The organism is Pantoea sp. EEL5 (assembly GCF_049892805.1).
Classification (GTDB): Bacteria; Pseudomonadota; Gammaproteobacteria; order Enterobacterales; family Enterobacteriaceae; genus Pantoea; species Pantoea ananatis.
Genome location: NZ_JBNDNJ010000001.1, coordinates 84,833 through 106,022 on the forward strand (window position 1 = coordinate 84,833; position 21,190 = coordinate 106,022).

Consider the following 21,190-nt stretch of genomic DNA (forward strand, 5'->3'; position numbering starts at 1 on the left):
ATTATGGACGATCGTCAGCCTGTTTCCCTTGCCCGTCGCGCCCTCAGCTATCTCATCTGCTATCTGGTGGCGGTGCAACCGATGCTGCCGGTGATGGCCGCAGAAATCACGCCAGTCACGCCTGGGACAAAGATGGATGCGGCAGGCAATGGCGTGCCCGTGGTCAATATTGCAACGCCGAATCAGGCGGGTGTTTCTCATAACCAGTACGATCAATATAACGTGGGGCAACAGGGCCTTATCCTCAACAACGCCACTGGCCAGCTCACGCAGACCCAGCTTGGCGGGCTGATCCAGAACAACCCCAACCTTAAAGCCGGCCAGGAAGCGCGCGCCATTATTAACGAAGTGGTGGGGGCTAATCGTTCACAGCTGCAGGGCTATACCGAAGTGGCCGGTAAAGCCGCCAACGTTATGGTGGCTAACCCCTACGGCATTACCTGTAACGGCTGTGGCTTTATCAATACGCCGAACGTGACGCTGACCACCGGTAAACCGCAGTTTGATGCCAACGGCAACCTGGCCGCGCTGGAGGTCAGTAAAGGCACCATTACCATTGAGGGCCAGGGACTGGACGGCAGTAAAGCCGATGCGGTGTCGATTGTGGCACGCGCAACGGAAATCAATGCCGGGATTCACGCCAAAGATCTCACCGTTACGCTGGGAGCAAACCGCGTCGGGCAGGATGGATCGATAACGCCCATTAACGGCGAAGGGCCTGCGCCCGGCGTGGCGGTCGATACCAGCGCACTGGGCGGCATGTACGCCAACCGCATTCATCTGGTGTCGAGCGAAAAAGGCGTCGGCGTCAATCTGGGTAACTTACTGGCCAGACAGGGCGATATCACCCTGGATGCGAACGGTAAACTGGTGGTGCATAACAGCCTCAGCAGCGGGGCACTGACCGCCAGTGCGCAAAGCGTAGAGCTGAGCGGTGAACACAAAGCCTCTGGCCCGGCGACGATAACCGCACAAAACGCTATCAGTTTGCACGATGGGAGCCTGGGGAGCGATCGCACTATTGCATTGCAGGGCGGCAAGCGTCTGCAAATCAACAGCGGCAAGATCGTGGCCGGTGACAGCATCAACCTTGCCGCGACCAGCCTGTCGCTCGACAACGGCAGTGCACTCAATGCCACCAATAACATCTCGTTCAACGCGCAGCCAGACTTCACCGGCGGCTTAAGCCTGGACCCGGCCGGTCAGTTTGATAATGCCGGACAGGTAACCGCGGGCAATAACCTGTCTGTTAATGCATTTACGACAGGCAACAGCGGCGGGTTACTCGCTAAAGGGCAGCTCGCCATGGTCGGTAATTATGTTACGAACCAGGGGATTCTGCAGGGCAATAACGTCAGAATTAAGAGTAACAGCCTGAATAACGGCGGCACTTTGCAGAGTGCCGATGCTGTAACGCTGGATGCTTTTACGCTGGAAAACAACGGGACGCTCATTGCTAAAGGTCAGTTAAATGCTGTCAGCAACAGTTTTGATAACAGGGGCACATTGCAGGGAAGTGGTGTTGACATAAAAAGTGATGCCTTACGTAACAGCGGAACTTTGCAGAGTGCCGGTTTACTGACCCTGAATGGCAATTCGCTGGATCAACTGGGCACGCTTGGGGCGACGGGCGACGGCGTTTTAACTTTTCGCGATCGCATAAGCAACACGCAGGGCGCCAGTCTGTTGAGTGATGGCGCATTAACTCTGTCGACGGGCGATCTGTTTCAGGACGGGAACCTGTCGGGGCGCTCGGGGCTGGCAATCAACAGTGACAACCTGAGCAGCGCAGCCGGTGCTTCAAGTGCCAGCCAGGGTGATATCGCGCTTCAGGTAGGTAAACACGTTGATATTAACGGCGACGTCAACGCCGACGGGATGCTGACGTCGACAAGCGGCAGTTTACACACGGGCACGACGGCACATCTGCAGGGGCAAAACATTACTCTGCGGGCGGGGCAGATCGCGCTGGAAGGAACGCAGGCGGCTAAGCAACGGCTACACATTACGGGAACGGATCTGACGCACGCCGGCAAAAGCAGTGGTGATGACGTGATACTCAGCGCGTCAGGCTCGCTGAGTAACCAGGGTTCCCTGGTCGCGAATGATGGGTTACAGGCCAACGCCGCAAATCTGAGTAATACGGGAACGGGGAGCGGTAAGGATATTAACTTCACTGCCACCGGTACGCTGATAAACACCAGTGCGCTGGTCGCGAAAAATCAGTTGCAGGTGGGCTCCGCATCATTAAATAACAGCGGCACGCTGACCGCGCCGCAGCTGTCACTGAGCAGCGACAGCCTTATCAACAGCGGTCTGATACAGGGAACGCAGAATCTGGCGCTGCGCAGCCAGGACCTGACCAACCAGCGCTCAGGCAGTATTGCGACGGCGGGCGATTTAACCCTTACGCTGCCAGACTTCAGCAACAGCGGACTGCTCAGCACGGGCGGTGCACTGCAGCTCAGCGGCGGCAGTCTGACCAACGACGGCGAAATCAACGCGCTTTCGCTTCAGTCCGACAATGGCCGGCTGACTAACCTGGCCGGTGGTAAATTGCTAGCTACAGGTGCGCTGCAACTGGCAAACGATCAGTTTAACAATAGCGGGTTGGTTGCCGCAAAAGGGCTGGGGCTCAATGCCGCAACGCTTGATAACGCAGGCCGCGTTCAGGGCAGCGACAGCCTTACTCTTCAGGCCGGTACATTCACTAACCGCCAGGGGGGCGAACTGCTGACTACGGGACAACTCACCCTGAACAGCGGTGACCTGACTAACGCAGGATTAATTCAGGCAGATAAACTGGCTCTGACGGCGGATAACTGGCAAAACAGCGGCAATGCGCTCAGCGCAGGCAATGCCACGCTGAAGGCGAAAACCCTGACCAACAGCGGCAAGATATTGGGTCAGCAAAGCATCGATTTGCAGGGAAATACCACAGACAACAGCGGCTGGTTACTGGCAAAAGTGCTGGCCTTTCAGGGCGATTTAATCAACAGCGGCCTGATTCAGGGCGATACGGCGCTGACTCTGAAGGGCGGCAGTCTGAGCAATCAGGCGACGGGCCAGTTGCAGACGGCGGGCAACGCTGACATTACGGCATCTTCTCTGGATAACCAAGGACATCTGCAAGGCGATAATCTGGCTGTCACAGCCCAACGCTGGCAAAACAGCGGCAGTGCGCAGGCCACAAAAAATATCACCGCCTCTGTGGCTGGGGAGCTTAACAACGGTGGCACCCTGACGGCCCAGCAGGCAATGAACCTGCAGGCTGGCAACGTAACCAATGCAGGCACGCTTGCTGCGGATCAGCTAACTATTCAGGCTCCCCAGCTCAGTAATGCTGGCCTGCTACAGGGCAACAGCGCACTGGCGATAACCAGCGCGCAAATTGCTAACCTGGCGAACGGTCGGCTTGTCAGCGGAAGCGGACTGAGCCTGGCACCTGTCCAGTTGGTAAATGATGGGCTGTTACAGGTGGCGGGCACCTTCAGCGTCAACGGCGGTGATTTTACCAATAACGGCCAGGTGAATGCGGACGCGTTGAATACCGCGCTGACCGGCACGCTGAATAATGGCGTAAACGGCAAGCTGCTGGCGCGTCAGTTGGCGCAGGTCCAGGCGCAGTCACTGACTAACGCCGGTAGCGTTGCCGGCCAGCAATTGCAGATAACGGGCGATACATTACAAAATCAGGGGCTGCTGCAGGGCGATAACGCGCTGACGGCAGGGTTCCGTCAGCTGGATAACCTTGCGGGCGGCCAACTGATTACTGGGGGCGCACTGACGTTACAGAGTACGGACGCCCGTAACGCAGGAACCTGGCAGGGCAGCAAGCTCAGTTACCGTTTCGGCAGCTTAAAAAACACCGGCACCCTCAACGGCACTGGTGCACTGGACGGGCAAACCACGGGGCTGTTGGATAACAGCGGCAACCTGATTACGGGCGGTAACGCCAGCCTGAATGCCGACAGCCTGGCTAACAGTGGCAAAATCATGGCAAGCGGCCTGACGCTGCGTGCCGGATCGCTGAATAACAGCGGCCTGTGGCAGGGCAGTACTTCACTGGACGCGCTTAGTACTGGCGATCTCACCCAGTCTTCAACAGGCAGAGCGTTAAGCGGTGGCGATCTGCTGCTTGGCGCGGCGACATTAAACACGGCTGGCACCCTGCAGGGGGTGAATGCCGAGATAACGTCTGGTAGCTGGCAAAATCAGGGATCGCTGCTGAGCACCGGCGAGCTCAGCGCCGCGATTGATAGCAACCTTACGAATGGTGGATCACTCCTCAGTCAGGGCGGGGCGCAACTCAGTGCGCAAAATCTGGTGAATACCGGCTCTGTCCTCGCCGAAAAAGCCATGACGCTTAACGGCGGTTCGCTGAACAACAGTGGCGCCATTCAGGGCGATACGCTGTCGGTTACTCCCGCCAGCGTGACCAACCAGGGCAACCTTATCGGTCTGAAATCCCTGACGCTCGGACCGGCCCCGCAGCGGTTCAGAATGCTGCTGGCGCAGAGCGCTCCGACGCGTGAACTTGTGAATAACGCGGGAGGACAGCTTCTCACGCAGGGCGCGTTAACGATTACGGCCGATAACGTCACCAACAACGGATCGTGGCAGGGGCAACAGATCCTGCTGAATGCGGCAAAACTGGCCAACGGTGGAGCGATTCAAAGTGCCGATGGCCTGCAACTTACCCTGAGCGACAGGCTGGATGCCGCCGCAGGCAGCAAGATCTCTGCCAACGGCACCGCAGCCTTACAGGCGCTGACGCTGGCGAATCAGGGGCAATGGGTGGCTAAAAACCTCACCCTGAAAGGCGACACGCTAAACAATAACGGGGAAATTACCGGCGCGGACAGCCTTAGCGTGCAGCTCAACGGCGCGCTGACACAGCAGCAGGATAAGAACCTGCTCAGTGCCGGAAAAATCAGCCTGCAGTCGGCATCGCTGAATAATTTGGGCCGTATTCAGGGAAGCGATCTTCAGATTAACACCGGTGCGTTAGATAACGCGGGCCGCCTGCAGGGTGACAATAACCTGCTGCTCAGCGCCACCGGGCATCTCACCAACGCCGCGAATGGCACCCTTGTTTCTCAGAACGCGCTAACGCTGACCACACCAGATCTCTATAACTATGGTCTGATTCAGGGGGCTGGTGGCACAGTCAACGCCACCAACTCAGCCACCAATAACGGCAGATTACTGGCTGGCGGCGCGTTGACCTTTACCACACCGCAACTGGTAAATAATGGCTGGCTGCAGGCCGGACAGCTCACGCTTAACGCGTCCGGCTTAACTAACAACGGTACGCTGCTTGCCGATCAACAGGGCACCCTGAACGGCACCAATTTCCAGAACCAGGGCATGGCGCAGGGCGGCAACCTGGCCGTTAATTATCAGAATCTCGGTAACAGCGGCACCGTGCTCGGCACCGGACAACTGAACGTGAATGCCGCGCAGGTCAACCTGACCGGATCGGGACGGCTGTTCAGCGGCGGCGGTTTGACGCTGGTGAGTAACGGCTTTGACCAGTTCGGCCAGGTCGTTGCGCTGGGCGATGTGCTAGTGAATCTGGCGAACAGCTTCGTCAGTCATAACACGCTGGCAGCGGGCAACCGGCTGACGCTCAACAGCAACGGCTCGCTGGAAAACCAGAGCACAATGCAGGGCCAGGGCGTGACGCTGAATGCGGGCGGCGACCTGACCAACAACGGCCAGATCACCACCGGCGGCGCTGACAGCAGCCTGACAGGCAACCGCATCGCCATGAACGGTGCTGGCAGCCTGCAGGGCGGCGGCAACGTTACCCTGAACAGCCGTAGCGATGTCACCCTGGACGGTTTTACCGGCACGCTCGGTAACCTGACCATCAGCACGCCAGGCAGCCTTGTCAACACGGCGCTGCTTTACGCCGGGCAGAATCTCTATTTATTTGCTAACAGCATTCGTAACCAGCGTGGCGATATTCTCGCGGGCAACAGCCTGTGGATGCAGCGCGATGGCGCGGGCAATGCCAACGGGGAAGTGATCAACACCTCTGGGACGATTGAGACGCAGGGTGGGGATATTACGATCCGAACGGGTAACCTTCTTAACCAACGTGATGGCTTAAGAATTGAACAAAGTACACAAAAACCATCAGGATTACCCAAGGAAGTTGGGCAAGCATCTTTTTCTTATTACCTCGGACAGCTCCCAACTGACGAAATTGGTTATTACACTAAGACAATACGTCATGGTGGAAGCGAAGGTAAAGGTAATGGTTCTGAAACCACATATATCTATTCCGCACCTAATCGCAAGGCAGCGGAAAAACGTTTTCTTACTGAAACAACCACATTGACGGCCAGTGCAAATGGCGGCATTGCAAGAATTTCTGCTGGAAATAACTTAGATGTTTTTGCAGGTCAGGCTAATAATCTAGCAAGTATTATGCTGGCAAATGGCGCTATTTCTTTAAGTGGAAATACATTAAATAATCAATCATGGTTTAATGGCGTACAAAAAACATACCTTACTTACAAATATAACGGACCTATTGGCACTGAGGATCTTCCCGAATACGCTGCATATTGTGGGTGCATGAGTGGATCAGAAATCAGTAAAGTTGTTTATAATCTTTCTTCAGCACCCGAACAAGAAACTACCTTGAGCGGTGAAGCTTTACGTTCAGTTATTCAGGCTGGAGGTAATATATCCGCAAACTTTAGCGGTAATATTAGTAATACAGCCTTAACACCAAACGCAGGCAGAACTGGCAACACATTATCGGCACCTCACCTGCAAGGTTTGTCTGCATTAAGCGGGGTCGGCACGCAGCAGCGTCAGCAGCTCGGTGAAACCGATAAGGTCGCGGTAAATTCGCCGCAGTGGCGTGACCAGCTTCAGGGGGCCCTGCAGCAGGTCAATGGTGATAGTTCACTGGATAATAGCACGCCTGATAAGGCCTCGCTCGTTACTCATGTATCAGGCAACTTCAGCCGCGCCGATCTAAGTCAGTCAGGTAGGCTGATTTCCGATCCTGCAGTCAGCACAGCCAATCTACGCAGTTATAAGCCAGCCAGTGTAGATACCAGTGCCTATCCGATTCCGTCTGGCGATAATGGCTATTTTGTTTTTGGTAACAGTAAAAGTCCTTATTTAATCACTCTCAATCCAAAACTTAACGGTCTGGGGCAACTGGATAACAGCCTGTTTGGCGATCTTAACGCATTGCTTGGCAGGCAGCCGGGACAGGCTCCGCAGGAAAGTAGACAGCTTTATACTGATAAAACCACGTTTCTGGGATCGTCTTATCTGCTTGACCGCCTGAGCCTCAAGCCGAACTATGATTACCGTTTCCTTGGCGATGCGGCCTTTGATACGCGCTATGTCAGTAATGTTGTGTTGAATCAGACCGGTAGCCGTTATCTGAATGGCATTGGTTCTGAACTGGATCAGATGCGCTATTTAATGGATAACGCGGCATCTGCGCAGCGTGCGCTAGGGTTGCAGTTTGGCGTGTCATTGTCTGCGCAGCAGGTGGCATCACTTGATAAAAGTATGGTCTGGTGGGAAGCCACAACGATAAATGGCGAGACGGTAATGGTGCCGAAAGTCTATTTATCATCCAAAGACGTGGAAATGCATGACGGCAGCGTAATTGCAGGGAATAACGTGACGCTTTCCGGCGGTGATATCACTAACGATGGCAGCACCATTACCGCAAAAAATAACCTGACGGTTAGTAGTCAGAACAGCGTGAATAACCTCAATGCAGGCATGCTTTATGCGGGCGAAAATCTGCAGCTGACTGCGATAAATAATATCAATAACGTCAGTTCAAATATTAGTGGTAAAAAGGTCGCGCTTGAGAGTATCAATGGCGATATTAACAACACCACTGTTACAACCTTGTGGCAAATTAATGGTTCAGCAGGCAAACAAAATACCGGATCTGCAAAACAGACTTTCGTTGGCCCTACCGCGACTATCACATCGCTGGGCAGCCTCAGCCTTAAATCCGGTAACGATATTAATATTAAAGGTGCCAACCTTAGCGCGGGTGGCGATCTGTTAATAAACGCATGGCATGACATTGCCATAACGAATAATCAGGTTACGTCAGGACTTGCGTTCCAAAATAGCGGTAATCAAAAAGTCACTAATACCGCCAGCCAGATTTCAGCAGGTCACAATCTGTGGGTTCAATCTGGTCACGATCTGAACGTCACCGCCAGTAACCTTAACGCCGCAAATGATGCTTCGCTACAAGCGGGCAATGATCTGAACCTCAACAGTGCTACTAACAGCCAGAACAGCAGAAATGGCAACCAGGAATCCCATTCAACCGCTCTGGATCGTACCTCTGTCAGCAGTGGCGGTAATCTCAGCCTTGCTGCCGGTCAGGATATCAACAGTCAGGCCGCCGCCATCGCCGCTACCGGCAATGCCGCGCTGAAAGCAGGCCGTGATATCAACCTGAATGCCGACGCCACCGTTTCTGGCCACAGCGAAAGGGGCGACAAAAAAACCGTTATCAGTGAAACCGTGCGTCAGCAGGGCACCGAGATCGCCAGCGGCGGCAGTACCACTCTGGTAGCCGGTCGCGATATCAATACCGAAGCAACCGATGTGACGGCAAAACAGGATATCGCCCTGCAGGCCGGGCGCGACGTTAACCTGAATACGGCGACCGAAAGCGATTATTACTACAAAGAAGAAACCAAAACTAAAAAAGGCTTCCTGAGTAAAAAGACCACGCACACCATTCAGGAAGACAGTGCCACAAATGAAAAAGGCACCTTGCTGAGCGGCAACAATGTCTCCGTTAAAGCAGGTAATGACCTGCTGGTAAAAGGTTCTCAGGTCGTTGGTGATGGCAATGTGGCACTGGATGCAGGTAACAATGTCGATATTGCTGCCGCAACTAATACCGATTCCACATGGCGTTTTTCGGAAACGAAAAAGAGCGGCCTGATGGGAACGGGCGGCATTGGTATCAGCATCGGTAGTAGTAAATCACTGCAGGAGATGCGCGATAAAGGGACAACGCAGAGTCAGAGCATCAGTACCGTCGGCAGCACTAAAGGGAATGTTTCAGTTACCGCTGGCAAGCAGTTGCAGGTTAACGGTGCCGATTTGGTGGCGGGCGGTAATATGGCGCTCCAGGGTGATAGCGTTACTGTTACGCCAGGACACGATCTGCGTACCCAGGATGAAAGAACGGAGCAACGTACCAGTGGTTTAACGCTGGCGCTGTCTGGTGCGGTAGCGGAAGCCGTGAACAGTGCAGTCGCTGCGGCGCAGTCAGCCAAACAGCAGAGCGATGGTCGTCTGGCCGCGCTTCAGGCGACCAAGGCAGTCTTGTCTGGCGTGCAGGCGAATCAGGCCAGTCAGCTTGCTCAGGTACAGGGTGATCCTAATAACGGCATTGGCATCAGTATTTCACTTTCTACCCAGCAGTCGAAATCGGAGCAGCATCAGCAGTCAGACACGGTTAACGGCTCAACGATCAATGCAGGCCGTAATCTGAGTATCAATGCCACGGGCAAAGGCCAGGGGCGAGACAGCGGCAATCTGGTGATTTCTGGTAGTCAGCTGAAAGCAGGCGGCGATACGACGTTACAGGCGGCAAACGACATCACCCTAACCGGTGCGGCAAACACCCAGCAAACCACAGGTAAAAACAGCAGCAGCGGCGGCGGCATTGGTGTCAGCTTCGGCGTTGGGGCAGGCAGTGCGGGAGTAAGCGTTTTTGCCAGCGTCAATGGCGCTAAGGGCAATGAGAAAGGCAACGGCACGGTCTGGAGCGAAACGACCCTGGACAGCGGCGGCAAGGTTGCCATCAGCAGCGGTCGCGATACCACATTAAGTGGCGCTCAGGTCAACGGCAACAGCGTGAAGGCGGATGTGGGCCGGGATCTGACTATTACCAGCCTGCAGGACAGCGACAAATACGACTCGAAGCAGTCCAGTTTTGGTGCAGGCGGCAGCTTTACCTTTGGCTCCATGACCGGGTCCGGGTATATCAACGCCAGCCAGGACAAGATGCACAGCAATTTCGACAGCGTGAAGGAGCAAAGCGGTCTTTATGCTGGCAATGGCGGCTTTGATGTCACGGTGGGCAACCATACACAGCTTAACGGTGCGGTCATCGCCAGTCAGGCCGATGCGGATAAAAACCGTCTGGATACCGGTACACTGGGCTTTACCAATCTGCATAACGAGGCCGACTACAAAACCGAGCATCAGGGCATTGGCATGAGCTCGGGTGCCAGTCTGGGCGGTCAGTTTGCCGGGAATATGGCTAACACCATGCTGGCAGGCGCAGGTGGAAAAGGGCATGCTGAAGGGACTACCCAGTCAGCAGTGTCTGACGGTACGATAGTGGTGCGCGATCAGGCTAATCAGAAGCAGGATACCGCCACGCTGAGTCGTGACACGGCGCATGCCAACGACAGCATCAGCCCGATCTTTAACAAAGAGAAAGAACAGCAGCGACTGCAGACCGCGCAGATGATTGGCGAGATTGGCAGTCAGGTGGCAGATATCGCTCGTACGCAGGGCGAGATTTATGCGCTGAAGAAAGCCCAGGAGGTAAAGGGCCCCCCACCCGAAGGCGCATCTGAAAAAGCACGCAATGCCTACATAGAGAGCCTTAAAGCGACCCCTGAGTACAAAAAAGCAATCGCTGACTCTGACTCCGGCACAGGAAGTTCATTACAGCAGGGAATCCAGGCGGCAACTGCGGCTGTTCAGGGACTGGCTGGCGGAGATTTTAAAGCGGCACTGGCTGGCGCATCCGCCCCTTACCTCGCCGAACTGATCCACAAAAATACCACCACAACAGGCCCTGACGGCAAGCCGGTGGTGAATACCGCAGCCAATCTGATGGCGCATGCGGTTGTGGGGGCTGTAATCGCACAGGCGCAGGGCAACAGTGCGCTGTCCGGTGTCGGTGGTGCAGCGCTGGGCGAATTTATCGCTCAGGAGATGTATCCGGGTATCGCGCGGACGGATTTGAGCGAAGAGCAGAAGCAAACTATCAGCGCACTCGGAACGCTGGCAGCGGGGCTTGCTGGCGGTCTGGCAAATGGCAGTGCGTCAGGAGCCATAGCGGGCGCTCAGGCGGGGAAAAATGCGGTTGAGAATAATGCGCTGGGAGATATTGCGCAGGCGCAGTCTGAAGGCAAGACGGTGGAGCAGAAGGCGGTTGATTACGTTGAGGCTGAAAACGAGCGCTATAAGAAGGCAAACTGCGTCGGAATGAGCGCCGAAGCCTGCTCGGTGAAGATGTACACGGAACGGCGTGAAGCGTTGAAAGATGTGGCGTCAACGGGTGCAGATTTTGTGCCGGTGGTGGGTACGATAAAAAGTGCAGCGGAAGCACAGTCAGCACTGGATTATCTCTACGTGGCCGCTTCCCTGATACCGGGAGAGCGTGTTGCCGCGGGTATGCTGAAAGCGGCAGAGAAAGCGCTTACCAGTGGTGATGTTGCTGAAGCGTCCAAGCTGGTTAACAAAGCCAGCGATGAGATAGCAACGGCTTCACGGCCCAGCCACAGGCAATCAGAAATTGATGTAGGTAAAGATCTTGGCAATGGATGGCGCGAACAAGTCAGCTTCAAAGATGGTAAAGAAGTCCCATATGGGACAAAAGGTGGGGTTCGCCCTGATTGGTGTCAGGGAAATGTTTGTAGTGTTGAAGTGAAAAACTATAATATTACGAATAATCAGAGCGGTCTGATTAGTAATGTGTCTAAGCAAGCGATCCAACGTGCTGAGAATCTACCTGCAGGAATGCAGCAGAGGGTTATTATCGATGTGCGTGGACAAAGTGTGTCATTAGAGCAAGAGAGAGCAATTATTAAAGGAATTGTCCAAAAATCTAATGGTGCTATTGATCCAGCTGCAATTGAATTCAAAAGGTAATTCTTATGAAACACATAGGGTTTTATGGTGGCAGTTCTATAGTTGAACTTGGCTATCCTTCAGATATGATTGAATTTATTTCTATTTTAAATAAAAATGTTCTTGATAAAGAAGATGGGTATTTACTGGAGCAACTTTATCTTAGATATGTTCACCTTAAGGACTTGGATAAAACTCAATCATTAATAAAAAAATTACGAGTCCTTTTACCAAAAGACGTTGAGGAAAGGTTTTTAAAATATTTTGATGGTATTGAGTATTGCATAAAATCTGCGAAAGGGTTTTATGAAGACTGGAATGTTTATAAACCAGTAAAAATAGTTGTGACTGATATGCCAGATTTTATGGGGCATCGAGATCGAGCGGTAGAAGAATATGATGCTTTATCGTCTGGTGATATCCCATTTTGGCTACGTTAAAGTAAGCAATCCCAGCCCGGCTGCTGGGATTTTTTGCCTGTTACCAGGTCAGCCAGCGCTTCGCTTCTGCGGCTTTGTCATGACTTGTGACCTCCACCCTGAAACCTCCCCACCACCCTTTCCCTCAACCACCGATGCCCCAAATCCCGGTGCGATCGCTCATGCCACAGCATCACCAGTTCAAAGCCCGGAATCGCCATCGGGGGCTTCACGGTCATTAATCCCGGCATCATCGCCGCCACTCTCCCCGGCATCAACGCCACCAAATCGCTGGTGCTCAGCACGCTGCCCATCAGCAAAAAGTGGGGCACAGAGAGCACCACTTTCCGGCTCAACCCTCTGGCTTCCAGCACGGTATCCGTCACCCCGCGAAAGCCGCCGCCGTCGGGTGATACCACTACATGCTCCAACGCGCAGAGCGCTTCGGCGGTGATATCAGAATGCAGGGCGGGATGACCCTGACGTCCTGCCACCACATAACGCTCCTGAAATAGCGGGCGGATATGCAGCCCGTCTGGTACGCCGTCACGCAAATGAAGCACCAGATCGACCGTGCCTTTTTCCAGCTGCTGCGCGATCAACGCGGGTTTCATATCCAGAATGGCGAGCCGGGTGCCCGGTGCTTCCTGACGTAATGCTGCCATTAATGGAACCAGTGCCGTCTGTGCGCCGTAATCCGTGGCGGCCACGCGCCACTCCTGAACGGCGTCGGCAGGGATAAACGGGCCTGGCGCAGCAATCACCTCATCGATCATGCCGCTCAGTTGCTCAAGCGAAAGGCGTAACGCCTCGGCGCGCGCGGTGGGGCGCATGCCATGAGATACCGGGATCAGCAGGGGATCGTTAAACCACTCACGCAGGCGCTCAAGCCGGGCACTGACAGAAGGCTGAGAAAGATTTAGCCGCTGCGCCGTCCGGCTCACGCTGTTTTCCTGTAACAGCACATTCAGAGTCATTAACAGGTTGAGATCGGGTTTCATGGTATCAGTCTTGCCTATAGTGAATATCCATTCATTTACTTTTACTGATAGCACATTCGGATGCAGGCTACATCTCAGATTCCCATCAAAGCAGGTGATTTTATGAATGTGTTAATCGTTGTTGCCCACCCTGAACCCCATTCCCTTAACGGCGCGCTGGCGCGTTTCTCCGTCAGCCACCTGGAGCAGTTGGGTCATCAGGTGCGCGTTTCCGATCTCTATGCCATGAACTGGGAGGCGCGCGTATCGCCCGCTGATACGCAGCATCGCCAGAATGCCGAACGCTTTGATCCCTCTTTTGAATCCACCCAGGCTTTTGAAGGCGGCTTCCAGAGTGAAGATATTGTCCAGGAACAGGAAAAAATGTTGTGGGCCGATGCGGTGATTTTACAGTTTCCGCTCTGGTGGTTTTCCATGCCGGCAATCATGAAAGGCTGGATCGATCGTGTTTACGCCTGCGGCTTTGCCTATGGCGTGGGGGAGCACTCAGATACGCACTGGGGCGACCGCTATGGCGAAGGTATGCTGGCAGGGAAGCGTGCGATGCTGGTTGTCACGATGGGCGGATGGGAATCCCACTACAGCCCACGCGGCATCAACGGCCATATCGATGACATTCTGTTCCCCATTCAGCATGGCATCTTGTTTTATCCCGGTTTTGACGTGCTGCCGCCTTTCACGCTTTATCGCACCGGCCGCACCGACAGCGCGCGCTTTGCAGCACTGTGTGCAGAGCTGGGCGAGCGTCTGGATAATCTGTTTGTGACCGAACCTGTCGCCTATTATCGGCAAAACGACGGCGATTACAGGATACCGGATCTGACTTTGCGCGACGATCTGGCGGCAGGCGAGCAGGGGCACCACGTGCATATTCGCAAACCGTAACAGATGAACGGGCCAGATTTCTGCGCATGACGTTCATCTGGCCCACTCGCAACTATTTTAAAATAACCCTTGCATGCATCAGCAGGATATGACCTAATGAATCGTCGGTTTGATTAACAGACACTATCAAAGTAAGTAACCAAAGCAGTTCTCATCTCTAAGCCTGTCGCGAGACATTCCTTCTTTTTGAGTCTTCTCTTACGTTCTGATTAAAATCTGTTCTCAGGCCATTACGCCGGAAGGCTCTATTATTAAGGAATTAAACATGTCTAACAAAATCCGCGGTACCGTTAAATGGTTCAACGCTGAGAAAGGCTTCGGTTTCATCTCTCCTCAGGACGGCAGCAAAGATGTATTCGTACACTTCTCTGCAATTCAGGGCACAGATTTCCGTTCATTAGATGAAGGTCAACAAGTTGAGTTTACAGTAGAAAATGGTGCCAAAGGCCCAGCTGCTGCGAACGTTGTTGGTCTCTAAGGACTGAAAATTACGCGTTTTAAATGTCCTCACTGTAGTGGCTCGCAGTACCGTACATCACATTTCGATGTGACAAGAGCCAACCCGCATGGAGCGAAATGCATTTTTTGCAAAACGGTCGTTGTTCAAATTAACGCGACAAGGATTGCAGCTCAGAGCCAGCCTCAGGCGCTCTGAAAAGGCTAAAGAGTTCTATAGCGTTGTTGCATTTACCGTAATAAAAGGCTGCCACTGGCAGCCTTTTTTGTTTCCCTTCAGCCAACGTTCCGCTGCTATTGACTAAACCATCAGGGCAAGCACGCCGCCCCAGAACAGCAGGCAGAAAGCGAACGCTGCAATCCAGCTCAGCTGACGGACACGCCCACGAAACAGTGACTTACGGATGACGGGAAGCGTTTCACTATGCATTCTTATATTCTCGAGTGGTGGATATCAAGCCTTACTGGGCAGGGATAAGCTGCCCGTACGTCTTAGCTCGCGGCTTCCATTGCTTTAAAAATCACGTCAGACAGTTCGTTCAGTTCGAACTTCGCCACATAGCCATCGGCACCGACTTTGCGCACGTGATCTTCGTTTGCACTGCCAGAAAGCGAGGAGTGGATCACCACAGGAATATGGCGCAGCGTCGTATCGCGCTTGATGTTACGTGTCAGCGTAAAGCCGTCCATTTCTGGCATTTCCAGATCGGTTAACACCAGCGCAATCTTGTCGTGAATGGATTCACCCTGGGCCTGAGCCTGCTGATGCATCTCTTTGATTTTTTCCCATGCTTCCAGGCCGGTGTTGCACATGATGGCGGGAATACCCATGCTCTTCAGGCCTTGCTCCAGCAGTTGACGGGCAACTTTAGAATCTTCCGCCACAATCGCCACTGAACCCGGCTTCATTTTGAACTGACGCTCTTTCGGGGCTTCCGGCTCAACGCCGCGCACAGACGGGATGATGTCATACAAAATTTGCTCAACGTCCAGCACCATGGCCAGATTGCTTTTTTGTTCATCGTCATCAAGGCAGGCGATACTGGTGATATTACGGCCACCGATCCCGGCTTCAGCGGTATGCACCTGGCTCCAGTTAAGGCGCACGATGTTTTCGACAGACTCGACGGCAAACGCCTGGGTGTTTCGCGCGTACTCGGTCACCAGCAGCAGGTTAAGTCCCGTTTCTGGAACACAGCCTGCTACAGCTGGTAAATCAATCACCGGAATAAACTGTCCGCGGATACTGGCCATGCCGAGCAACGGCGAACGCATGCCTGCGGCTTTGGTAATCGGCGGCATCGGTACAATTTCACGCAGTTTAAATACGTTGATACCAAACAGCTCTGATTTACCTTTTAACTGGTCAGAGCCCAGGCGAAACAGCAGCAGCTCAAATTTGTTCGATAACGCGAGATTTGCTCTCTCGTCGATCTCTTTCTGAAAATTATCCATTGTTGCCTCAGCATCAGCGCAGCAGGTGAAAAGGGTTGTGATGAAGTTATCGGCAGCAAGTGCAAAAAGGTGAGAGGGGAAAATCTAACGGCAGCATATTCTTGTGCCAGGCTTAACAGTGACTATTCAACATGGACACCTTCCCTTAAAGGAGTACGAGATGAAAAAAGTATTACTGGCCGCTTTGTTAGTCATGGCAACGTCTGGTGCATATGCAGAGCAAGGTGGTTTTAAGACAGGCGATACGCCGCCGCCGCAGAGCAAACAGGATGCGGGCTATAAAGGATCTGAAGATACCGGGCAAACCCACATCGATCAGATCCGTGACTTCCGCCAGGGCGGTTACGTCACGCTGGAAGGCTATATCGTTAAAAAATTAAAGGGCGATAATTATCAGTTTCGTGACGATACCGGCCATGTGACCCTTATCGCGCCGGAAAAAACGTTTGGTGGTAAAACCTATACCGCTAATGACAAAGTGCGGGTGAGTGGCAAGGTGCAGGGGAAAGGCGATAAAACAACGCTGCACGTGACGCGGATAGATGAGCCATAGAAGCGTGGGCGAGAGTGAGTCTCGCCCTTTTTTTAATCTTTTAACAGGACTGCCCGGCAGGTCTTGCCTTTAATTTTGCCCTGCTTGAGCTTGACCAGTGCGTGCTTAGCCTGGGCCGCTTCTATCGCCACATATGCATGAGTCGCGGTGAGATCGATTTTACCGATTTGGTCAGCCCGGTAACCCGCCTCGCCCGTCAGTGCCCCCAGGATATCGCCGGGGCGGATTTTGGCTTTACGCCCGCCATCAATGCAGAGCGTCATCATGGCGGCCGGTAACGCTTTACTGCTTTTCTTTAACGAACTGGCCGCAACCCAGGGCAGCTTCTGTTGCAGGAAGTCTTCAAGAGCATGAGCGCGTGCCATTTCGTCTGCAGCGACAAAGCTCACCGCTGCGCCCTGTTCGCCAGCGCGCGCGGTGCGGCCAATGCGATGCAGGTGCACTTCCGGATCCCAGGCCAGCTGATAGTTTACCACCAGCGACAGTAACTTGATGTCCAGCCCACGGGCCGCAACATCGGTTGCGACTAATACGCGGCCGCTGCCGTTGGCAAAACGGATCAGCACCCGTTCGCGATCGCGTTGTTCCAGATCGCCATGCAGGGGCAGGGCGCTGATATCGCGTGCATTGAGCGCAGCCGCAATATCATCGCACTCCCGCTTGGTATTACAGAACACCACGCAGGAAGAGGGCTGGCGTTCGCTGAGCAGACTGATCAGCAGAGACAGCTTTTCACCGTGGCTGGCTTCAATAAACTGCTGCTCGATAGCAGGGAGTTCACTCACTTCTTCCGTGACCACGCTCAGCGCCTCACGCTGAAAGCGCTGGCTCAGGGCGGCAATGCATTCCGGCCAGGTCGCGGAGAACAGCAGCGTCTGACGTGATGCTGGCGTGGCAGCGATAATCGTTTCCATATCGTCGCGGAAGCCCATTTCCAGCATGCGATCGGCTTCGTCCAGTACAAGCGTACGCAGGCTCTCCAGCTTCAGCGTCTCACGCTTAATGTGATCCAGAATACGGCCCGGTGTGCCGACCACGATATGAGGCGCATGCACCAGCGAATCGCGCTGGGCGCTCATAGGCTGGCCGCCACATAAGGTTAAGATCTTAATGTTGCGCGTGAAGCGGGCTAACTGCCGCAGGACGTTACTGACCTGATCGGCCAGTTCCCGGGTCGGGCATAAAATCAGCGCCTGCGTCTGAAAGTGAGCGCTGTCGATATGCTGCAGCAACCCAATACCAAATGCGGCGGTTTTACCGCTGCCGGTTTTGGCCTGCGCACGCACGTCGCGTCCGTCTAAAATCGCGGGCAGCGTGGCGGCCTGAACCGGCGTCATGCTGGTATAGCCCATTTCGCGCAGGTTATCGAGCTGGCTGTCGGGAAGAGAATTAAGCGAGGAAAAAGCGGTCACGGGTGCGGCCTCTGCGGCTAAAAGTGGGGGGCATCATTGCGTGCGCAAGTCTGTCAGAAAGCGTGCGCAACGGCAACGTTAACCTTATGAATAAATAATATCCATTTCACGCGAGTTTTTTTAAGAATAAACTGAAGATGATGTGCGTTATGTGGATTATTTTAATGAATGACAGCGGAATACATTCGCCAGGAGCGGGTCCGATAACCGTCTGACAACGTTAATAAATTCATAATCTTTTGTTTATAAGAGCGAATATTGAGTTAACCGGTGAAGCCCGTTTTTTTTACAGGGTAAATAGCATTAGTAATGTAAAAGTATTGGCTTCAGCCCCTGTAAAAATCATTGAGTAACTCCTTTATATTGAGCGACATAGATCGATATAACCACTGGCAGAGGGTTTTTTCATTGAATAATATCCCGCAGATCTTGCATGAAGACGTACTAAAAATCGTTGGTCGTGCTGTCCTGACGCTCCATCTTTATGGCGAAACCTTATCGGCAGATAAAGTTGCCTCTATGATCGGATGTTATGCAGAAGACGATCCTGTTGCCCCTGACGGCGCGCCGCTCTATGCGCTGGCGATGGAGTTAATGTCGAAAAAGAGGGAGGCTGGCCGGGCTTAACATCGCTGTGCCTGAGATGTCCGCGCCTCACTTTAGCGCCGTTGCGTAAAGTGAGGCGCATCTGCGTTAAACCTGCTGTCGCACAAACTGCGGTTTACCCCGCGAGAAACTCGCTATCACGGGCGAAATCCGTGCCACCGCTTCCGCCGAACAACTGGCCTCAACCAGCATCATGTTGGCGCTGTCGCCGATGCGCGGCCACTGGCGTTCGCCGCTGGCAGAAAGCGGAAGCACGCCATCAGTCGCAATCGCCAGCGCGCGGCTTAAAGAGAATTCATCCGATCCCCCGTACAGCTGGGCATATAAATTGGCCTTTTCCAGCATGCTGCCGGTGCCAAATGGCGACCAGTGATCGATCACGCTGTCGGTGCCCGTCATGACGTTTACCCCTGCCGCCTGCAACTGTGGCACGGGCATGGTCAGCTTGCCGATGGGCAGCGTGGAGGCAATGCTGAACTGCTGCTCGGCCAGATCGGCAATCATCTTGTCCAGCTCTGCGCCCTTTAGGGTTGCCAGCGCAAAACCATGACTGAGGGTGACCTTACCGCGTAACGAGGGATTATTCTGCACGGTCTTAATCATGTAGCGAATCGCCTGCACGCCAGCAGCAGAGGTTTCATGCAGGTGGATATCGACACCGCGCTGGTAGTCGAGCGCAATCTGGAACATGGCATCCAGGGATTTTTCCATCGCGCCATCTACATGGGTGGGATCGAGTCCGCCAACATACTGCACGCCAGATTGCATGGCCTCGCGCATCAGCCCATCAACCTGAGAATGCAGCAATCCATGCTGGGGGAAGGCGACAATCTCACAGGGGAAATCGGGATGGTTTGCCAGCGCGGCCTGCAGATGTTCCAGGCTTTGCAGGCCGCTGACCGGATCGATATTACAATGGCTGCGCGCCCGGGTCGTGCCCATGGCGTTCAGCAGGGCGATAAGCCCTTCGGCCCGAGCCTGAGAGGTGGGCAGCAGCTGTGGAATCAGCACCTGTTCGCGGGCAATCATGTCCATAATCGTTTTGCCTTTACGCGGCCGCGGTGCCTGCCAGGGGCCGCCGTAAAAGGTTTTGTCGAGATGGATGTGCATATCCTGCGTAGACGGCAGCAGCAGGGCACCTTGCGCATCCCAAAACGGCAGTGAACGGTCACCTTGTCCGGCCGGACTGATCTGATGAAATCGACCATCGCGAAGTGTGATGTCGTAGCGCGCCGTTTTCGTCTCAACAATCTCGTCACCGTCACGTCCGAAGCCCTCTTCAAGCACTACATTACGTAAAACGTAGTGATCGGTTTGCGGCAAAGCTTTGCCAGAGGATGCGGGCGGTGCGCTGCGGTTGGCGGCCATACCCGGGGCGGTCATTCCGGCCATGATCATACTGCTGGCGGCGGTCAGGCGAACCCCCTGGCGGAGAAAGCGGCGGCGGCTGGTGGGCAAAGCGGTCTGCATCAGCGACTCCTGCGAAAGTGAGTGAGTCTTTAATCTGACAAACTGCGGCTTTCTCTGCTGGGTTGTTTTCCACTGCCTGCTATTTAAAAAATCACTGCCAGTTCAGACCGGCGAAGTCGGCCAGCGCATCCGCCAGCTGGCGCTGCAGCACATCCTCAGGCTGACGACAAAACAGTGCCAGCTCAAACGTATCAATCACCGGTAAACCCTGTTGGCTATCCAGAACCCGATGCGAAGGTAAGCGACAGCTGGCCGGCAGCAGCGTTATCCCTAAGCCCTGGGCGCTGGCGGCGGAGAGTGCCACCAGGCTGGCACTGCTGTACCCAATTCGCCAGCTGCGACCAAGTAAATCCAGCGTCTGGCAGATCTCCTCCCGGTACAGCCCCAGTTGCGGAAACAACACCAGCGGAACCGGCGACTGCTCGAAGCAGGGATGCGCGGCGCTGTCCAGCCACAGCAGCGGCTCCGGTCGCGAAGCCAGTGGGCGCTCACCGTAAGGCTGCTTGATCAGCATGATATCCAGCTCTTCCCGTTGCCAGGCGCGCCGCAGTTCCACCTGCATTCCGCTCATGACATCCAGCCGCAGGTGCGGATGTTCGCGGCTAAACCGCGCCAGCAGTCCCGCGGTGGGGGCGGCGAAGTCTTCCGGAACGCCAAGGCGCAGGATGCCATCGCGCCACTTATCGCTCAGTACATCGTGGGCTTCACCGTTCAGGGCAATGATCCGGCGGGCATAGCCCAGCAGTTTTTCGCCTTCTTCCGTGATCTGCACCTGGTGGGACGAGCGTGCCAGCAGCGTTTTACCGACCATCTCTTCCAGCCGCCGCACCTGTTGGCTGACCGTCGATTGCGACAGGTGCACCCGTTCGGCGGCGCGGGTAAAGCTGGTGGTTTCGCATACGGCAACAAAGCTCAACAGCTGTTGGGGCGTAAACATGGGCTGGCGATTCATTTTTCCACTGCCTGTCATCCTGTTATTTCATTTCCAAATAGTAATCGCTGCTGTCAGGCTGACAACGTTTAATTCCAGGATCC

General features: G+C 54.3%; 13 protein-coding genes. 7 read left to right on the top strand and 6 right to left on the bottom strand.

Annotated elements, in window-relative coordinates; genetic code table 11:
* The first annotated feature begins 3 nt into the window (after window positions 1-3).
* Together ACPXSQ_RS00420 and ACPXSQ_RS00425 are read left to right on the top strand one after the other, a co-directional pair.
* A complete protein-coding gene (locus ACPXSQ_RS00420; protein ID WP_426142462.1) occupies window positions 4-11,919 on the top strand; it encodes a hemagglutinin repeat-containing protein in 11,916 nt (3,971 codons plus the stop codon).
* A gap of 5 nt (window positions 11,920-11,924) precedes the next feature.
* Entirely contained in the window at window positions 11,925-12,338 is a 414-nt protein-coding gene (locus ACPXSQ_RS00425) for a hypothetical protein (RefSeq protein ID WP_028714867.1), read from the top strand.
* Between the two features lie 77 nt (window positions 12,339-12,415).
* On the opposite strand, the gene ACPXSQ_RS00430 is transcribed toward ACPXSQ_RS00425, so the two are convergent.
* Entirely contained in the window at window positions 12,416-13,318 is a 903-nt protein-coding gene (locus tag ACPXSQ_RS00430) for a LysR family transcriptional regulator (protein ID WP_015700877.1), read from the bottom strand.
* A gap of 102 nt (window positions 13,319-13,420) precedes the next feature.
* Between ACPXSQ_RS00430 and ACPXSQ_RS00435 the strand changes: the two genes are divergently transcribed.
* The 3 genes from ACPXSQ_RS00435 to ACPXSQ_RS00445 all read left to right on the top strand — a co-directional run bounded on the left by ACPXSQ_RS00435 (window position 13,421) and on the right by ACPXSQ_RS00445 (window position 14,858).
* Window positions 13,421-14,203 carry an NAD(P)H-dependent oxidoreductase gene (locus ACPXSQ_RS00435; protein ID WP_426142465.1) on the top strand — a complete coding sequence of 261 codons (783 nt, stop codon included), beginning with the start codon at window positions 13,421-13,423 and terminating at the stop codon, window positions 14,201-14,203.
* Between the two features lie 265 nt (window positions 14,204-14,468).
* Complete coding sequence (gene cspE / locus ACPXSQ_RS00440) at window positions 14,469-14,681, top strand: transcription antiterminator/RNA stability regulator CspE (protein ID WP_009091867.1); 213 nt, start codon at window positions 14,469-14,471, stop codon at window positions 14,679-14,681.
* Between the two features lie 3 nt (window positions 14,682-14,684).
* A complete protein-coding gene (locus tag ACPXSQ_RS00445; RefSeq protein WP_085980249.1) occupies window positions 14,685-14,858 on the top strand; it encodes a cold-shock protein in 174 nt (57 codons plus the stop codon).
* A 102-nt stretch (window positions 14,859-14,960) separates the two neighbouring features.
* Here the strand turns inward: ACPXSQ_RS00445 and ACPXSQ_RS00450 are convergent, their stop codons facing one another.
* Both ACPXSQ_RS00450 and ACPXSQ_RS00455 read right to left on the bottom strand, forming a co-directional pair.
* Window positions 14,961-15,089, bottom strand: a complete 129-nt coding sequence (locus ACPXSQ_RS00450; RefSeq protein ID WP_015700875.1) for a hypothetical protein — start codon at window positions 15,087-15,089, stop codon at window positions 14,961-14,963.
* 62 nt (window positions 15,090-15,151) lie between these two features.
* Window positions 15,152-16,114 (bottom strand): chemotaxis protein, encoded by a 963-nt coding sequence (locus tag ACPXSQ_RS00455; protein WP_013024807.1) that lies wholly within the window; start codon window positions 16,112-16,114, stop codon window positions 15,152-15,154.
* A 160-nt stretch (window positions 16,115-16,274) separates the two neighbouring features.
* Between ACPXSQ_RS00455 and ACPXSQ_RS00460 the strand changes: the two genes are divergently transcribed.
* Window positions 16,275-16,667: a YgiW/YdeI family stress tolerance OB fold protein gene (locus tag ACPXSQ_RS00460; protein ID WP_064373296.1), complete on the top strand. Its 393-nt coding sequence runs from the start codon at window positions 16,275-16,277 to the stop codon at window positions 16,665-16,667.
* Between the two features lie 32 nt (window positions 16,668-16,699).
* Here ACPXSQ_RS00460 and dbpA read toward each other — a convergent pair whose 3' ends face one another.
* Entirely contained in the window at window positions 16,700-18,079 is a 1,380-nt protein-coding gene (gene dbpA / locus ACPXSQ_RS00465; RefSeq protein WP_426142469.1) for an ATP-dependent RNA helicase DbpA, read from the bottom strand.
* 408 nt (window positions 18,080-18,487) lie between these two features.
* Between dbpA and ACPXSQ_RS00470 the strand changes: the two genes are divergently transcribed.
* Window positions 18,488-18,706 carry a hypothetical protein gene (locus tag ACPXSQ_RS00470; RefSeq protein ID WP_014606481.1) on the top strand — a complete coding sequence of 73 codons (219 nt, stop codon included), beginning with the start codon at window positions 18,488-18,490 and terminating at the stop codon, window positions 18,704-18,706.
* Between the two features lie 66 nt (window positions 18,707-18,772).
* On the opposite strand, the gene ACPXSQ_RS00475 is transcribed toward ACPXSQ_RS00470, so the two are convergent.
* Window positions 18,773-20,155, bottom strand: coding sequence for an amidohydrolase (locus ACPXSQ_RS00475; protein ID WP_105092001.1), 1,383 nt, complete (start codon window positions 20,153-20,155; stop codon window positions 18,773-18,775).
* 91 nt (window positions 20,156-20,246) lie between these two features.
* On the bottom strand, window positions 20,247-21,107 hold the full coding sequence (locus ACPXSQ_RS00480; protein ID WP_042677574.1) for a LysR family transcriptional regulator: 861 nt from the start codon (window positions 21,105-21,107) through the stop codon (window positions 20,247-20,249).
* Window positions 21,108-21,190 lie beyond the last annotated feature (83 nt).

What these genes read in the sequence shown, in the direction of transcription:
- ACPXSQ_RS00420 (WP_426142462.1), top strand. Translation starts at nt 4, where the DNA reads ATGGACGATCGTCAGCCTGTTTCCCTTGCCCGTCGCGCCCTCAGCTAT.
- ACPXSQ_RS00425 (WP_028714867.1), top strand. Translation starts at nt 11,925, where the DNA reads ATGAAACACATAGGGTTTTATGGTGGCAGTTCTATAGTTGAACTTGGC.
- ACPXSQ_RS00430 (WP_015700877.1), bottom strand. Translation starts at nt 13,318, where the DNA reads ATGAAACCCGATCTCAACCTGTTAATGACTCTGAATGTGCTGTTACAG.
- ACPXSQ_RS00435 (WP_426142465.1), top strand. Translation starts at nt 13,421, where the DNA reads ATGAATGTGTTAATCGTTGTTGCCCACCCTGAACCCCATTCCCTTAAC.
- cspE (WP_009091867.1), top strand. Translation starts at nt 14,469, where the DNA reads ATGTCTAACAAAATCCGCGGTACCGTTAAATGGTTCAACGCTGAGAAA.
- ACPXSQ_RS00450 (WP_015700875.1), bottom strand. Translation starts at nt 15,089, where the DNA reads ATGCATAGTGAAACGCTTCCCGTCATCCGTAAGTCACTGTTTCGTGGG.
- ACPXSQ_RS00455 (WP_013024807.1), bottom strand. Translation starts at nt 16,114, where the DNA reads ATGGATAATTTTCAGAAAGAGATCGACGAGAGAGCAAATCTCGCGTTA.
- ACPXSQ_RS00460 (WP_064373296.1), top strand. Translation starts at nt 16,275, where the DNA reads ATGAAAAAAGTATTACTGGCCGCTTTGTTAGTCATGGCAACGTCTGGT.
- ACPXSQ_RS00475 (WP_105092001.1), bottom strand. Translation starts at nt 20,155, where the DNA reads ATGCAGACCGCTTTGCCCACCAGCCGCCGCCGCTTTCTCCGCCAGGGG.
- ACPXSQ_RS00480 (WP_042677574.1), bottom strand. Translation starts at nt 21,107, where the DNA reads ATGAATCGCCAGCCCATGTTTACGCCCCAACAGCTGTTGAGCTTTGTT.